The sequence below is a fragment of the Bacillus sp. PK3_68 genome, assembly GCF_003600835.1.
Taxonomy (GTDB): Bacteria; Bacillota; Bacilli; order Bacillales; family Domibacillaceae; genus Pseudobacillus.
In genome coordinates this window covers 1,881,636-1,897,976 of record NZ_NQYC01000001.1, presented here as the reverse complement: position 1 = coordinate 1,897,976, position 16,341 = coordinate 1,881,636, and the positions used below count along the sequence as shown (strand labels likewise).

The following is a 16,341-nucleotide window of genomic DNA, read 5'->3' as shown; positions in this document are numbered from 1 at the left end:
GCTAATTACCGTGCTTGCTATCATGCGCCAGCTTGTTTGATCAATAGGCTCCATTAAACATGAAGGTTGTTTTTTCAATAGCTGATTGGCGTGGAAGCGGCGTCTATAGCGAAACTCAATCATCAAATACAGCAGAGCTTATCAATAAAAAGGCCTCCTGTTATTTAAACCGGAGGCATGACATTAAAGTAAAGCTTTTTTAATTGTCGTAATGCAAGTCCTCCGTGGAGTCGCTTAAAGCGACAGCGGAATTCGCGACTTCCTGGGATGCATGTTCAATTTCATCAACAATACGGTTAAGTTGAGCCATTTCGCCTTCAATTCGATGGTTTTGTTCTTTTGTATTTGCAATCAGTTCCAATAGCTCGTTGAAATCTTCATCGGTTTTTCCCATACTATCCATGCCTTTTACGACTAACTCATTCACTTTGTCAACGGACTGGCTCATCTGGCCAATCAAGCTATTCGTCTTCATAATATGATCGGATACATTTGTAGTGGATGTTTTTGTTTGGTCAGATAGTTTGCGAATTTCTTCTGCTACTACGGCAAAGCCTTTGCCGTATTCACCGGCACGTGCCGCTTCAATAGAAGCATTCAGTGCTAGCAAGTTGGTCTGTCCGGCAATGTTGCCGACGATGGTAATAACTTCTGTAATACTGGATGCAATATGATTCAATTCAGCAGAAAAAGTCTGGATATCGGAGACTGCTGCCTGGATATCTGTTAGCTTCTCGCCTTGGTCTTTCAGCATTCTCTGTCCTCGAACAGAATGATTAGCAGATTCATCAGCGAGGGCCATGCCATCTTTTGAAAGCTGTAAGATAGCATCTGACTTCATGCTAAGTTCCCGCAGTGATGCACTTGTTTCTTGCGAAATAGCTGCAAGCTCCTGGGAAATAGAATGAGCGCTAGCAATCATCGTTTCTCTCTTTTGCTGGACTATGAGGCGGAGCCGTTCCTCTTCTTTCTCATAGGCTTCCAGAACAAGCTGTTGCTCAAGATTTAACAGCTTAGATACGGAGGTAATGGCCTCAATTTTTTCGTCGACCGTTTTATCCGTCTCAGAAATGAGTGCGATAAGCGAGTTGAATAGCTCCTGAAAAGCGGACATGTACCATTTTGTTTTCAGACCGATACGCACGTGTACATAAGCAATCTTAAGTCGCTTCTGGATAAACTCCTCATCTATTTCACCATTAAATAGCTCTTGAATGTGCTGTCTTAGTGTTTTCTTCAATCGGTCAACACTGCTGTGTTCTTTTATGATATTCAGCAGGTTGGATTGTTTGCCAATAGCATCGTAAAATGCTGTCACAATATCATCGAGGTGTTCCTCCACAAGCGGCTGAAGTGATTTTACGACCGTTAAATCGTGTATAGATAAGTTGATCATGTCTAGTTGATTCATCAGGCTGCCTTCAGGGCGCACAGATAGACGTCCGACTGCTGAGAAAGTTGAAGCTGTTTCGCTCTCGGCCGTTCTTTTTGGTTTTATTCTGAAAAATTTCATATCCCCACTCCTATATCCCTATCCTTTTCAATGATAGAGTCCCATGGCTCTTTAAAATACATTGCTTCTTGTCTTTCATATCGGAAGTTTACAAAAATTGTTTATAGAGAAGAAAAAAATGTTGTGTCTTTTTATTGATGTAAAGAACATTCGTCTTTATATAGACCTGCGTGCATACGGTATAAAGAGGAGAAAGGAGAATGTAGAATGAAAATTAGAGAGTTCTTAACAAACCCTTATATTATCGCTGTACTAGGTGTGTGGTTTTCTACTTCTTTTATTATTATTTTTTATATGAATTGGACATTTGCCGGGGTGGCGCTTCTAGGCACCTTCTGTTTCTTCTTATATATTTCAGCTGTTTACCGGTTCGTGCTCTACAAAGGTGCTCCTTGGTTTGAGAGACGAGAGGATGATCTCTTTATGTCGCTTTGGTATGCATGGCCTGTCTATGTTCTTGCCTCCCTTACTATTTTCCTATTATCAGATGAATTATGGGCACTTGCTTTTGCTGCAGGAGGAGCAGCTGGAATACTGGTTGGTGAGTTCCGCCATGTCAGTTTAGCGGAAAAAGGAGAAAAAGAACCGATGAAAGTACAGGTACAATGATGAGGAGTTAAAGAGCTATTTAAATTGGTCTCCTAGATGGAGCTTTCTTTAATCAAATTCAGGATTTGCTGATAAGTTTAAGCACATGAACCCCCTTCATGAAGGAAGGGGGCAATAGATTATTGAAGGGAGCTGGCTAATCCAGGCTTTCTTCCTTGCATAGGATTTGTCTTTTCGAAAGCAAAGCCAACGTTTAATATGGTTTCTTCTTTTAATGCTGGCCCAATAATCTGCAGTCCGGCGGGCATGCCAGCCACAAGGCCGCAAGGAACAGTAAGGGCGGGAAGGCCGGTTAAGTTTCCGGGTCCCGTAAAGCGGATGATATGGTCAATCAAATCTACTTTTTCACCATTTAAGTCTGCAAAATCTTCCCCAATATTTGGCGAAATAATAGGCAATGTTGGGGTAATGAATACGTCTACTTTTTCAAATGCTTGTTGAAATTCCAATTTAATTTGACGTCGTAGCTGCTGAGCTCGCAAGTAATCCACGGCTGAAGGCAGTTCTCCCAGCTCAAATAGTAAGCGAATATCTGCCCCAAAGTCCTCCGGTCGTTCTAAAAGGTTTCGATGATGGATCGTGGCTGCTTCCGATAAAATGGTGATCATTTCTGCATATTCTGCGTGTCTTAATGAAGAAATGCTCACTTCTTCTACTTTTGCCCCTTGATCGACTAGGGATTGAATCCCAGCTCGTACAAGCTTTTCTATCTTGGAATCGACATTTTTAAAGAAGAATTCCTCATTTACACCAATGACAAGACCTTTTACATCGCCGGTTAACATTTCTGTATATCGGCTGACAGGTGCGTGAATAGAGGTAGGGTCGTTTGGATCACATCCAGAAATAATCTCTAGCAACCCTGCCGCATCTTTAACTGTTTTTGTCATGGGGCCAATGTGGTCAAGAGACCAGGAGAGCGGGAAGCATCCATATTTGCTTACTCTGCCGTGTGTGGGCTTTAATCCTACAATTCCACAAGCGGAAGAGGGAATACGAATGGAACCGGCTGTGTCTGTCCCAAGGGTAGCAGTAGTCATATCCGCTGCAACAGCAGCACCGGAACCGCCGCTGGAACCTCCCGGGATTTTTTCTAAATCCCACGGATTACGACAGGCGCCATAATGTGGATTATTATTTGTGATCCCCCATGCGTATTCATGCATATTTAATTTTCCGGTAAAAACAATCCCGGCTTCTCTCATCTTGCCAATAACGGTGGCGTCGAAATTGGGAATAAAGTCTTTATGAATTTTTGAAGCCATAGTCGTTCTTTCGTTTTGGACATATAGATTATCTTTAACGGCCATCGGAATGCCATGGTACATGCCGCGATAATTTCCGTTAGCTATTTCTTTATCCATATAGCGGGCAGTTTCTTCCGCTTTCTCGCGAGTAAAGCTGATGTATGCATTAATTGTTTTATTTTGGGATTCAGCATGATCCAGAACAGCTTTTGTTAATTCAAGAGAAGAAATCTTTCTATTTTCAATCAATGGTGCCAATTCTTCCACTGATTTTGTAATAAGATCTTTACTCAATATGATCACCTCCGGGAATATTGCGAAGAGAAATATCATAGTCGTCTAAAGACGCACTGTCCGTTTCAGCTTTCATTTGCTCGATGGCCTGCCAACGTGATTCAAGAAGGGGAAGATGCTCCTCGGTTACGCGCACCCCTTGGTTTTCTAATCTTTCACGTACGGATAATTTCATTGCAAACCCTCTCCTTTTCCTTAAGTACAAAGAATGATTCATTCATCAATTGATAAGTATGCAAACCCCATCCACGAGTTCCGTCTTTATGATGTGGAGTAAAATCCTCCTTTCTGGTTCTTTTAACTGCAATTTTTATGCCAGTACCAAAATCTGTAAGAGATGGAGAAAGTGCTTATAAGAATGTTGTAAAATAAGACAATTTTATTCCAAATATTCAGAAATTAATTGTATGATAAAGAGAAAGAAAGCTTGTCCGATTTTGAGACAGCTTTCCTAAAATAGGACAAGGGGATGGGGATGACGTGTATAGTAAAGTTGGATTGTTGTTTTCATTAACAGGAACGACTTCCATCACAGAGAAATGGCAATGTGAAGCAGCAAAGCTGGCGATCCAAGAGTATGATAACGGGGAGCACACTATAGAGACTGTTGTGCGTGATATTTGTTCAGATCCGTTAAAGAGTGCTCAGGAAGCGGAGCAACTTGCTAAAGAGGGAGTAAAAATCTTTATTGGGTGTTATACATCAGCCTGTCGAAAAGCGATTTTGCCTATTCTAGAAACATACGATTGTCTACTTGTCTATCCTACTTTATATGAAGGACGTGAATGCCATCCGCATGTCTTTTATACCGGAGAAGTACCTAATCAGCAAGTTCACACACTTTTAGATTATTTAACAAACCAGTATGGAAATCGAGTATATTGTATCGGCACAGATTATATTTATCCCCGTGAAACAAATGAGCAAGTTCAAACATACTTGTATGAGCGGGAGGGAATGGTGGTTGGAGAGCGGTATGTTCCTTTCGGGCAGCAAAAATTTTATGATATTTTAGAAGATATTCACTTAAAGAAGCCTGATGCCATTTTTTCTACACTTGTCGGAAAAAGTATCATTTCTTTTTATCAGGATTATAAACGGATGGGATTCAATCCCGAAGAAATCCCTATTTTCAGTCCAATTACAAAGGAAACAGAAATTGCAGCGATGGGGAGTGAATACGGAGCCGGGCATTACGGTTCGGCAAGCTATTTCCAATCTCTCTCCAATGCATTAAACACAGAATTCGTTAATAAATTTCACCGATTTGCTGGAGGGAAGCAAGTTATTTCTTCTGTAATGTTTAATACTTACTTAGGCACTAGATTAGTGATTGACAGTATCTGCAAAGTAAAGAGTGAAGATCACCGCCGCATTCTATACGACTTAAGCGGCCAAACATTCGACACAGCATGCGGCAAAATCGTAGTAGATGCAGATCACCGGCATTTAGCACGTCCGGTGAAAATTGCCAAAGCGCTATCAAACGGTCAATTTGATATCGTTTGGGACTCAGAAGAAAACATTCCACCCAAACCTTTTAAGCTTAAAACTATGGAGTCTGATCGGGTAAATGAAATTGTCCTTGAAGCGTGGGGGAGAATTAGTGAAGAGGCTTTGTTGGTTTTATCACAGCGAGGGAAAATCTTATATATGAGCAAGAAAGCAATCGAACTAACGGAATTTCGCGAAGGACAAACTCTTACTAAGCGTGCCCTTCAACATCTACGGCAGTGTTTCCAAGTCAACAGCTATGAAACCAATGACCAACATTTATATTTATTAAAGCGTAAGACAAAACAAGTTTCTATAGATTCACCATTTTCATTTGGCCGTGTTCAGACATGGAGTGAAAATTACCGACAAGAATTAGAAGTGGCCAGGCTGGCATCCCAATCTGTTGCCAACGTGTTAATTCTCGGAGAGACGGGCACAGGAAAAGAAGTGATCGCTCAAATGATCCATGAGCAAAGCGATCGTAATCATGGCCCTTTCATCCCTATAAATACAGGGCTGCTGCCTAAGGATTTGGTTGCTAGTGAATTGTTTGGCTTTGCTGATGGAGCGTTTACCGGCGCGAAAAAAGGTGGAGCGGTTGGTAAGTTCGAAGCTGCTCACGGCGGCACACTGTTTTTAGATGAAATCGGTGACATGCCGTTAGAATTGCAAGTGGTTTTACTGAGGGCGCTAGAAACAAAGAAAATTGTGCGTTTGGGAGAGACGAAGGAAAGGGCTGTGGATGTGAGAATTATTGCTGCGACCCATCGGAATCTTGCGGAGGAAATAGCATACAATGGTTCTTTTCGCTCTGATCTTTTTTACCGATTAAACGTTTTATCTGTTATGATCCCGCCGCTAAGAGAGCGTTCAGAAGATATCGAGCATCTTTGTCAGCAACTCTTGCAGGAGTTTACCGTATTATATGGGCAGGGCCCGAGCCAAGTAAGTAAAGAGGCTTTGCAAGTATTCATTCAATATCATTGGCCGGGAAACATACGAGAGTTGAAGAATGTATTAGAACGAGCGTTCTTGCTTGCTGGCAAGGAGAATCAGCAAATCGAAACGATACATTTGCCGAATGTATTAATGGGATATTACCATCGGAAAGAGCATAGACCAAAATCTATCAAAAATTATGAGAAGAAGCTTATTGAACAAGCCTTGCTTGAAACAAAAACAGTAACGGAAGCATCTGAACGGCTTGGAATCGCCCGCAGCACCCTGTATAGGAAAATAAAAGAATTTGATTTGACGATTTAATAAGCGTAAAAAGAACCGAAACGATGCTTCCTTCGGTTCTTTTTCTTGTCTAATTAAATGAAGCAGAGTGAAGCGTAAGTTAGCAGGTGTTTCTCGCTAATATTTGAACATTTATTAACAAGGACACCCATTAATCTTAAAAAGCCTCCCGGTATACCGTATTGGGAGGCTGGCCAATTAGACAGATTGTAGAAAGTCAATCACTTGTTCTGGGGATTTTGCGTGGGCACTGTGAAGGTGAGCCTGCTTTTCGCCATTTTTAAAAATTAAAAGGCTCGGAATGCCCATGACATCATATTTTTCAGCTATTTCAGGAAATTCGTCACGGTCAATTTCATACCAGTCATATTGATCGTATTTAGCGATGATATCGTCGATGAACATATCCATGCGGCGGCAGTCGGGACACCAGCCAGCTGTAAATTTCATAATAACAGGTTTTTCTTGTGAAATTAACTGCTGAAATTGATCTTTGCTTTGTACTCTTTCCATTTCTCATTCTCCTTCAGTTTTCATTCTGTCTTCCATTGTATGACGTACGGCGGCCAGAGACAAATAAAACATTTCAATTTCTTTAAGCTTTCGTTAAATGAGAGTGATTCGGGCTGGCTTTTCCTATAATAAGAAAGAGCGTCTACAAGTGAGAGGAGCAGCACGATGCATTTATCCTACGGAATTACGGGATTTTATGAAAGCGGAGAAAATCCTCCGCCGCGAAATAACGGCAAATTATTTAAGCAGATGTGTGTTGAAGCGGCACAAGAACTGGCTGCCGAAATGATTGCCTTTCATAAGCCGAGAGTCGACACTAATTTTTTTGAAGCGGTTCTGGACAATGGGGAAAAGCGCCTGCACATATTGATGAACGCACACTACCCGATTGTTGCTTTTGCAGCTTCGGTGTCATTTAAACATATTATTTTTTATGATGAGCCAGCATTAAGCGGAATATTTAAAGGCTTTTACATTTGCGAAGCGAAAGAGCTTAACCAATTGTTAAAAATAACAACCCAGCCTATATTTTCGATTGAGCAAGAGAACGATTTGAATAAGGCGGAAATGGGGCAAATTATTCACTGGCAGCCGCGCACCATAGGAGAGCTGGTATTCAATTACTGGAGTTAGCAAAATTGGAGAGTGAAAAGTGTTTCATTTTATTTCCAGAAGATTTTCTTCTTATTAGCTGATGTTAAACTGTTGTGAAATCGCACTTTAACGTTATAATGTAAGATGTGTAATTTTATAAGAAAGAGGCATCTTTTCATGACTTCTCCAAACCAAAACTCCAGCCGTATTGATTACGGATTAATTTTGATATTGTTAATGATGTTTATAACGAGTTGTGTTGCGATTTATAGTGCCCAGACAACGGGACAATATGACAGTAACTTTGTAATGAAGCAAATTGTTTATTATATGGTCGGCATTGCCATTATTTTAGTGGTTGTCCGATTTGACTCCGACCAGCTAATGGGGATGTCCTGGTATCTATATGGGCTTGGTATTGCCTTGCTCGCTTTTTTGATTGTAGCGCCTTCCAGCATTGCGCCCGTTATTAATGGGGCAAAAAGCTGGTACCAGCTGCCGGGTCTTTCTTTACAGCCATCCGAATTTATTAAAGTATTTTTAATTTTAACACTTTCCCGTGTGCTCATTGTTCATCATCAGAAGAACCCGGTAAAAACCATTCAATCGGACTTCTGGCTTCTGATTAAGCTTGGACTTGTTACAGCTTTTCCGCTGTTGCTCGTCATGCAACAGCCTGACCTCGGAACGTCACTTGTATTCTTATCTATCTTGCTCGGCATGATTTTCGTTTCCGGAATTACGTGGAAAATCTTATTGCCGTTGTTTGGGTCTGCCGCTGCAATTATAACGGGTATTTTCTATCTGGTACTGTGGCATCCGCTTATTTTAGAAAAATACCTTGGCGTCAAGCAATATCAGTTCGGACGCGTTTATTCGTGGCTTGATCCATACACGTATGAAAGTTCGACAGGATTCCATTTAACAAGGTCATTGCTGGCGATCGGTTCCGGACAAACGATGGGGAAAGGTTTCGGTTATCGGGAAGTTTATCTTCCGGAAAGCCATACCGACTTTATTTTTAGTATTATCGGCGAAGAATACGGCTTTATTGGTGCGAGTATTGTCGTCAGTCTTTTCTTCCTGCTAATCTATCATATTACCAAACTCGCTTTAAGTACGAAGATACCGTACTATACGTATCTGTGTGCCGGAGTCATTGCGATGATTACCTTCCATGCCTTCCAAAACATTGGCATGACGATTGGACTTTTGCCGATCACTGGTATCCCGCTTCCATTCATTAGCTATGGGGGAAGCTCGTTAATGGGAAATATGTTTGCTATCAGTTTGATTTTTTCTATGACCTTCAATGAGCGTCACTATATGTTCTCTTCAGACAGATAATAATATATCCGAAAAGACTGATCCAAAGACAGGGAGCCCTGTCCGGATCAGTCTTTTTTGTCGTTTAGTTATGTATAAACAAGGTGCGGGATGCTGAGACTAAGATATGTAAATTTTAAAAGGAATTAACAGGACACCAGGCTGATAAATGTTTGATTAATTATTAACAGAGATTAGGTGAAAGGATGCAACGTTCAGCTAAAGCACTTGACACAATTCGCTGGTTATCAAGAAAGCTGAAGCCAAATTCAGATTTTGTAGAGAAAAACATGAAAATTGAAAGAAAAGAGGCTACGCTTTTATTTATTAAAACAGTCGTAGACAGTAATGAGCTGCAAAAGCTGATTATTAAGCCTTTTTTTGAAATGGATTCAGAAGCTCATTATGAGGCATACTTACAATCACTTCCTAGCCAGCAGGAAGTCACTTCCAGGGAAAACTTAATGATCGAGTTAACCAAAGGCAGTGTGCTTGTTGCTGTAAGCGGTCAACTGCTCTTATTTGACGTCAAGAAGGTCAATACAAACAATATTCTTGAAGCTGCTATTGAAACTACCACACAAGGGCCACAATATGCATTTAGTGAAGATATACAAACGAATGTCAATCTTATTCGGCAGCGGTACCATGAGCCGACGCTCACAGTGGAAATGCTTGAAGTCGGATCTAAATCTCATCAGGCACTGGCTTTAATATACGACAGAGAAACAGTTAGTGAGAGAATGCTGGATAATATCAGACAGAACTTGAAGGAACTAAAAGAACCCATCATCCAATCAACAGTAGAATTAAAAAGAATGATGAACAAAAAAAAGTATGCCTTGTTTCCAAAAATGATGGTGACAGAACGAACAGACCGAGTTGTCTATAACTTGTCTGGCGGCAAAATAGTCATCCTTCTCGATGGAGATCCATTTGCCATTATTGCTCCATGTGTTTTTTTCGATTTTTTATCAGCAATGGATGACAACTATTACCCGTACTTCGTAGTGAAATTTTTAAAAGGAATCCGTTATTTGGGAATGTTTCTTTCTTTGGTGCTGCCTGGTTTATATGTGGCGGTCACTTCATACAATCCAGAGATTTTCCGTGTGCAGCTTGCCATGTCTGTAGCTGGCAGCCGGGTAGGGGTTCCTTATCCGTCCTTTGTTGAGGTATTGTTTATGCTCATTATTATGGAATTGCTGATTGAAGCGAGTGTCCGGCTGCCAAAAGTAATTAGTGGAACGGCGACCACTGTTGGCGGCTTAATTTTGGGGACAGCTGCAACAGAAGCGGCTTTGGTTTCCAATATTATGATCATTATTGTCTCCGCGGTGGCCATTTCCAACTTTGCCATTCCGATTAATGAGATGAACACGGCTGTAAGGGTAATGAAGTATGTTTTGCTCGCCATTGCAACCATTTCAGGGGTAGCCGGATTGACATTGGGAGTTGTCGGCCTGGTGATGTATTTAACGCATGTCAACAGCTTTGGCGAGCCTTATTTAAAATTATTTGTGCAGAAAAAAGCGAATGAAAATGAAGGGATATAAATATGAATCGTTATTTCTATTACTTGCTTGCTGTTAATATGGTTGCTCATATTATTACTTCTGTCCCGATGGTACTTTTTGAGGCAAGAAAGGAAGGAGCCATCGTGTCGATGATTCTTTCTCTCGGTGCAGGAAGCTTGGTTATGTACTGGATGACGAGGATATTTACCCGCTTTCCCGGCAAAGGCTATCCCGAGTTGTTAAAAGAGTACACCAGTAAATGGATTGCCAAGCCGCTTCTTTTCTGTACGGTGCTCGTCTGGTTTACAGCGGGTTTAATTACCATTATTACTTATTCGGCCTTGCTAAAGCGATTTTTAAATCCCGATATGCCACTGATAGGTATCATTTCCATGATGTTGGTGTTTGTTTCCTTCGGTATATTGATGAATTCCAAAAGCGTGTTGTATACCGTAGAGGTTGTCTTTCTTATCAGCATTCCTATTACGATTTTTATTTTTGCAAAAATGTATGTAGATAAAGGGATGAATTGGGACTTCGTGAGGGAAGCAATGATGTATATCGAACATATGCCAGATTACTCGGCATTTGCTGCAGCTGTATACGTGGTGTTAGGACCGGCAAATTTAATTATTTTCAATCGGGTGTTTACTAATAAACAAACGATGTCGTGGAAGCAACTGCTGATTATAGTCATAACCGGAATATTCGCTTTGTTTACTTCTTATTTCATTCCAATTGGATTCCAGGGGTTCAAGAATATTGATCTTCTTGTCCATCCCTGGTTCCTTACAGCTGACTCTATTCGGATGAAGTTTGGCTTTATCGAGCGCGTTCTTTTTATGTTCGCCCTATTAAGCTTGGCGATTGCCTTTTTAAGCATACTTATTCATTGGCATGTCGCCATAGAGTTACTCAAAAATATTATTTGGTTTAAGAAACTGCAATGGAAAGGTTACAATCTTACTCCTTGGCTATTTGTGGCTGTTTTCTGGGTTAGCAGTCTGATGGTTATTCCTTATTTAACGGAACTCCAACTGTATACGTATACAGCATACGCGCTTGACTTGTTCTTTCCTTTTATCTTTGTCATATTGCTTAGTCTTCTGTGGATAAGAAGGAGGGCGAAGGCATGAGCAGAAAGACACTTTTTCTTGTTATTTCTATGCTTACCTGTCTGGCAATCTTATCAGGGTGTGGATTTAAAGACATTGATAAGAGGGGGTTTGTTGTTGCGGTTGGTGTAGATGGGACAAAAGACAAAAAGAAACCCTATCGTATTACCTTAAAGTTAGTAGTGCCGACAGGAGCATTCAAGCAAGCTCCAAAACCAACGTATGATTATTTGTCTATCGAGTCCGCTACTCTGGCAGAAGGGGTTCGAATGTTAAAAACACATACCGATAAAGAATTAGACTTTTCGCATGCAAAAGTAATTCTCTTAGGAAAAAACATCCTTGAACGTGACGCCAGACAAACATTTGATATTTTCTTAAGAAGAAGAGATTTTCAGGGAATTGCCTGGGTAGCGGTCGGCGACCCTTCAGCGGAAAAAGTTTTAAAAACAAATCCGACTACCGACGTACCGGGCTCCAACGCCTTGTTCAACATCTTCTCTGATGAAGGGACAGAAAGCGTCTATATTGTAACCACCTACGTGTACGACTTTGCCCGCCGGCTATTTGAGACTGGTCTTGATCCGATTTTGCCGATTATTCGAGCAACAGACAAGGGGCAAGAATATCGAACGAACGAGACCATTGTTTTCAAGGAGGGCAGGGAAAAGGTAAAGTTAACCCCAGAAAAAACGAAATACTACAACCTTATATCGGGCAGGGAGGAAAGGGCAGACATTGTTGTGAAAAAGAAGGAAATGCATATTACGATTGCAGTTGGCAAAGTACAGGCAAAGTATAAAATACTGACACCCGCCAATCAAGCACCTGTTTTAAAAATGACTGTGGATATTGATGGAATTATAGAAGAATCACAACATCCCGTACAGCCTGAAAAGCTAAGCCTTTACAGTAAATACGCGAGCGAGGCAGTGAAGAGGCGATCACTTCATCTCCTGGAATTCTTGCAAGAAAATGAGGTGGATCCTTTAGGATTTGGTCTTCGTTATAAGGCTACAAGGCTTCATAACCGAGATCTTGAAGCAGAATGGCAACGGATTTATCCGCGGCTAAAATTCGATGTAGAGGCTAAAGTGACGATAAAAAGCACCGGGGTTATTAAATAAAAATCCAGCCAGGAAAATGTATGGCTGGATTTTTCATTTAGTGTTAATGTACGTCGTTACTGCGAATGATAAGAACGTCACACTTAGCTGTGCGGGTAATACGCTCAGAAACACTTCCGAGGAAAAGACGTTCTACTCCGTGAATGCCGGTTGCTCCACAAATAATCAAATCCGCTTCCACCTGATCGGCAATCTGATTTGGAATCAATGACTTTGGAGAGCCGACTTCCATTACTGTATAAACTTTCGGAGCGCCTGCTGCTTCTGCTGCTTGCTTGCACCTAGCGAGAAGTTCCTGCCCTTGTTTTTCATTATAATCAGGAATAGAAGCATGGGCCAGTGCTTCCACTGAAGAGAAATAGCCATTATCAACAATATGTACAATATGAAGGGAGGACTCGTTACGCTTGGCAATTTCTATCGCTTTTCGAAGCCCTTGTTCTGCTTCATCCGAACCGTCTACTGCAATTAAAATATTTTTATAATTCATCGTTATTCTTCCTCCTTTTCTTTATTGTACCTAATCGATGGAAGAGAATCAGTAGAAAATAGACAAGATTTGCGAATAATTTCCAAACAAATAGAAAATATATAGCATTTCAGAGCATTTTGAATGAAATTGTTCAATCAGTCAGCAAGCATAAGAGATCCATTTTAAGAAATATGAATAAAAGCCTTTTTAGTGACGGGGTTAGCGGAAGAACATCTGCGGGTTAGTATAGAAATTGCCCTGGGCGAGTCAGTTTTTCGTACAGGGAAGTTTCTGAGTGAGAATAAGCTGTTAGCTAAAGAAGCAGAATAAACTGCATCATGTGATGAATGAAAAAAGATACAGATGACGAATATACGAACATGAGCGGCTTCACTAAATGATAAAGTAAGCAAGGATGGATAAGCAAATAGAGGTAAGGACCATAGCGATTAAAGGCCTGAACGCTTTTGTACGTAAGTCCCGCAGATTCACATTTAACCCGAGACCCACCATAGCTGCTGTCAGAAGCCAAGTTGTCATATTAGCTACTCCGTTCATTGTCTTGTCTGAAACGTGAATAGAGTGGCCGAGAATATAGCTCCCAAAAAGGCTCATCACAAGAAATCCAATTAAAGACCACGGGAATTCCACTTTTGCTTCGGAGTGATTCTCCGCTGATTTGCGCTTCATCAAATACATAACAATAAAGCATAACGGAACGAGTAGAAAGACACGCCCCAATTTGGCGAGCAAGGCCATAGCTAACCCTTCTTGGCCGGCCGGTGCTCCTGCTAAGGCTACATGGGCAATTTCATGCAGGCTGATGCCTGACCAGATGCCATAGTCAACCGCTGATAAAGGAAGAAACGGCCGTAAGATGGTATAGGCAATAGCAAATATTGTGCCGACCAATGCAATGATTCCGACACTAATGGCCGTATCGTCATCGTCTGATTTGACGATAGGAGCCACCGCTGCAATAGCAGCTGCTCCGCAAACACCCGTACCGACACCGAGAAGGAGAGAAATCATTTGATCAGCTTTAAGCAATTTAGCGATTCCTAACGTTAAGAAGATAGCAAAAATGATGACTCCCGCATCCCGTACGAGCAGCCCAAGACCCTCATGCAGAACCATACTAATATTTAGTTTCAATCCATATAAAATAATTGCCAGTCTTAGCAGTCTTTTAGAGGAGAAAGCAATACCGGAACGAATGACTTCTGGATATCCGAGTAATTGCCGATACGCAACAGCAATTATGATAGCGCAGGCTAACTGGCCGACATGATCAAACCCAGGCACCTGAGCTAATAAGTATCCCAGCAAAGCAATCAGAAACGTAAAGGAGATCCCGCCGATCCATGGAAGAAGAAAAGCTGTCTTGCCTTTTGGCTGGACAAGCTTTTTTTTGAGTTGAACATTCTGCATAGCCATTTCAATCCCTCCACAAAAATAGATTGTAATTTTATCTTAAAGGATGATTTGCTATAAGAAAAATAAATCATTATGATAGTGATAATAAGCAAAATGCATAATAAACTGAGAAAGGAGAAACATATGTATGGATCAACTTTTGCTTGTTTTTATTACAGTGGCAGAAAAAAAGAATTTTTCTCGGGCAGCAGAGGAATTGCATATGACGCAGCCAGCGATCAGCCAGTGCATCCAAGCGCTTGAGCGTGCAGTTGGATCGCGGCTGTTAGATCGCACAAATAAATATGTCCGCTTAAATAAAGCAGGGGAGATCGTTTACCATCACGCGAAGGAAATCACAGGGTTATATACTAAAATGAAGTGTTTAGTAGACGATTTAACGAACAAGGCAAGCGGGGAGTTATCGATAGGGGCCAGTTATTCATTTGGTGAATATGTGCTGCCTCATATTATTGCTTATTTGAGTAAGTATTATCCGCTCATTAAGCCAGCTATTAAGATTGGCAATACAAAGGAAATTGAACATTTAGTCGCCAGGCATCAATTAGATGTTGGGATTGTAGAAGGAGAATTCAAGCATGAAAGGCTGAATTTTGAACCATTCGCTGAAGACAAAATGTATGTGGTGGCCGCTGCTCAACATAAACTCGCTCGCAGAAAGTCCATTAGGCTGGCCGAGTTAGAGAAGGAGACATGGATTGTTCGAGAAAAGGGATCAGGTACACGGGAAGCAACAGAAAAAATGTTTCAGCTATTTGAACAACCGCCTGAACAATTAATGGAGTTTGGCAGCACACAAATTATAAAAGAATCCGTTGAAGCCGGTTTGGGCATCTCATTGTTGTCACAATGGGCAATCAGAAAAGAAGCAATGGATGGTTCACTTGTCATTTTAAAAGTAAAAGAAGCGCCGGTAAAAAGAAAATTTTCCTTAGTGACAACAACGGACCCATTCCAGCCGAAGGTCGTTGAAATCTTGAGCCAGTTGCTACGAGAGGATTTAGCCAATGCTATCCCAAAGGTAGAGATATAACCATTCGAATAGGGGAAAAGAGCGGCCGTCTTATTGTTTGGGCCGCCCTTTTGAGGATAGGAAAGCCGTTAGCTTTCCAAGTATCGATATAATGTGGATTTGCTAATCCCTGTTTCTTCCTTTATATCACTTAGGCTATATTTTTTGCTTTGATACATTCGGATAGCCTTCTTGACATTTTCATCCGGCTTTCTCGGTCTCCCGGTTGCAATCCCTTTTTGCCTCGCTTCATGGACACCGCTTTTAGTCTTTTCGCTTATCACATCACTTTGAAACTCAACAAGGTGCTTAACAATATCACTGAACCGGTAGCCGCTTTCGTGGCTAGTATCAATTTCCTCTTTTAGTGATTGAATAAATGCTCCCTTCATCTCCAATGTCTCCAAGAGCTCAACTAAATGGCGAGTGGAGTCAGCTAATGCAAAAAGTTTTGCCACGATAATTTTATCTCCGGGATGAAGTTCCTTAATCATCTGCTCAAGGGCCTTTCTCTTTTTGGCAGATGAATGTTCTTCTTTAATGATTTTTTCACATGACCAGTCTGCTAAAAGCTGTGCTTGGCTGTCGCAATTTTGATCTTCATAATATGGCCTCATATATCCGATTAACATAACGACTCCCCTAACTAGTGTAAAAGTTTCAGGCTGTTTACCTGAGAGTATGTAAAGTAACTTTTGCCTGCATTTTTACTTCCTCTATAACCAGGTTGGTGTTCAAAAAAAGTACCAAAAGGGTTCCTTTTTGGGAAGAAAGATGATAGACTGTTTTTTGTTCCTGTCGGCCCGGCTTTCATGAGAGTGAAAAG

15 protein-coding genes and 1 pseudogene are annotated in these 16,341 nt (G+C 41.1%); 8 read left to right on the top strand and 8 right to left on the bottom strand.

Annotation, left to right across the window (positions count from 1 at the left end):
• Window positions 1–199: 199 nt before the first annotated feature.
• Both CJ483_RS25740 and CJ483_RS25735 read right to left on the bottom strand, forming a co-directional pair.
• Entirely contained in the window at window positions 200–754 is a 555-nt protein-coding gene (locus tag CJ483_RS25740; RefSeq protein ID WP_481747737.1) for a methyl-accepting chemotaxis protein, read from the bottom strand.
• A gap of 216 nt (window positions 755–970) precedes the next feature.
• Window positions 971–1,411, bottom strand: a pseudogene (locus CJ483_RS25735) (protoglobin domain-containing protein); the annotation flags it as partial.
• Between the two features lie 309 nt (window positions 1,412–1,720).
• On the opposite strand from CJ483_RS25735, the gene CJ483_RS09940 reads away from it, so the two are divergent.
• Window positions 1,721–2,122 carry a hypothetical protein gene (locus CJ483_RS09940; protein WP_120034505.1) on the top strand — a complete coding sequence of 134 codons (402 nt, stop codon included), beginning with the start codon at window positions 1,721–1,723 and terminating at the stop codon, window positions 2,120–2,122.
• 119 nt (window positions 2,123–2,241) lie between these two features.
• Here the strand turns inward: CJ483_RS09940 and CJ483_RS09935 are convergent, their stop codons facing one another.
• Window positions 2,242–3,663: an amidase gene (locus tag CJ483_RS09935; protein WP_120034503.1), complete on the bottom strand. Its 1,422-nt coding sequence runs from the start codon at window positions 3,661–3,663 to the stop codon at window positions 2,242–2,244.
• A complete protein-coding gene (locus CJ483_RS09930) occupies window positions 3,656–3,838 on the bottom strand; it encodes a hypothetical protein (protein WP_120034501.1) in 183 nt (60 codons plus the stop codon). The genes CJ483_RS09935 and CJ483_RS09930 overlap by 8 nt, the downstream gene beginning before the upstream one ends.
• Before the next feature lie 305 nt (window positions 3,839–4,143).
• Between CJ483_RS09930 and CJ483_RS09925 the strand changes: the two genes are divergently transcribed.
• Window positions 4,144–6,423: a transporter substrate-binding protein gene (locus CJ483_RS09925; RefSeq protein ID WP_120034498.1), complete on the top strand. Its 2,280-nt coding sequence runs from the start codon at window positions 4,144–4,146 to the stop codon at window positions 6,421–6,423.
• 177 nt (window positions 6,424–6,600) lie between these two features.
• On the opposite strand, the gene CJ483_RS09920 is transcribed toward CJ483_RS09925, so the two are convergent.
• Window positions 6,601–6,915, bottom strand: a complete 315-nt coding sequence (locus CJ483_RS09920; RefSeq protein ID WP_120034496.1) for a thioredoxin family protein — start codon at window positions 6,913–6,915, stop codon at window positions 6,601–6,603.
• 165 nt (window positions 6,916–7,080) lie between these two features.
• Here CJ483_RS09920 and CJ483_RS09915 point away from each other — a divergent pair, with 165 nt between their 5' ends.
• The 5 genes from CJ483_RS09915 to CJ483_RS09895 all read left to right on the top strand — a co-directional run bounded on the left by CJ483_RS09915 (window position 7,081) and on the right by CJ483_RS09895 (window position 12,594).
• Window positions 7,081–7,548 (top strand): hypothetical protein, encoded by a 468-nt coding sequence (locus CJ483_RS09915; RefSeq protein WP_120034494.1) that lies wholly within the window; start codon window positions 7,081–7,083, stop codon window positions 7,546–7,548.
• Window positions 7,549–7,686: 138 nt separating this feature from the next.
• Entirely contained in the window at window positions 7,687–8,856 is a 1,170-nt protein-coding gene (locus CJ483_RS09910; RefSeq protein ID WP_120034492.1) for an FtsW/RodA/SpoVE family cell cycle protein, read from the top strand.
• A 185-nt stretch (window positions 8,857–9,041) separates the two neighbouring features.
• A complete protein-coding gene (locus CJ483_RS09905) occupies window positions 9,042–10,391 on the top strand; it encodes a spore germination protein (RefSeq protein WP_120034490.1) in 1,350 nt (449 codons plus the stop codon).
• Window positions 10,392–10,393: 2 nt separating this feature from the next.
• A complete protein-coding gene (locus CJ483_RS09900) occupies window positions 10,394–11,488 on the top strand; it encodes a GerAB/ArcD/ProY family transporter (protein ID WP_120034488.1) in 1,095 nt (364 codons plus the stop codon).
• Window positions 11,485–12,594 carry a Ger(x)C family spore germination protein gene (locus CJ483_RS09895; protein WP_120034486.1) on the top strand — a complete coding sequence of 370 codons (1,110 nt, stop codon included), beginning with the start codon at window positions 11,485–11,487 and terminating at the stop codon, window positions 12,592–12,594. The genes CJ483_RS09900 and CJ483_RS09895 overlap by 4 nt, the downstream gene beginning before the upstream one ends.
• Before the next feature lie 43 nt (window positions 12,595–12,637).
• Here the strand turns inward: CJ483_RS09895 and CJ483_RS09890 are convergent, their stop codons facing one another.
• Both CJ483_RS09890 and CJ483_RS09885 read right to left on the bottom strand, forming a co-directional pair.
• On the bottom strand, window positions 12,638–13,084 hold the full coding sequence (locus CJ483_RS09890) for a universal stress protein (protein ID WP_342753937.1): 447 nt from the start codon (window positions 13,082–13,084) through the stop codon (window positions 12,638–12,640).
• A gap of 375 nt (window positions 13,085–13,459) precedes the next feature.
• Entirely contained in the window at window positions 13,460–14,497 is a 1,038-nt protein-coding gene (locus tag CJ483_RS09885; protein WP_259455796.1) for a YeiH family protein, read from the bottom strand.
• A 133-nt stretch (window positions 14,498–14,630) separates the two neighbouring features.
• Between CJ483_RS09885 and CJ483_RS09880 the strand changes: the two genes are divergently transcribed.
• Window positions 14,631–15,536, top strand: a complete 906-nt coding sequence (locus CJ483_RS09880; protein ID WP_120034480.1) for a LysR family transcriptional regulator — start codon at window positions 14,631–14,633, stop codon at window positions 15,534–15,536.
• 68 nt (window positions 15,537–15,604) lie between these two features.
• On the opposite strand, the gene CJ483_RS09875 is transcribed toward CJ483_RS09880, so the two are convergent.
• Window positions 15,605–16,147, bottom strand: coding sequence for a recombinase family protein (locus CJ483_RS09875; protein WP_120034478.1), 543 nt, complete (start codon window positions 16,145–16,147; stop codon window positions 15,605–15,607).
• Between the last annotated feature and the right edge of the window lie 194 nt (window positions 16,148–16,341).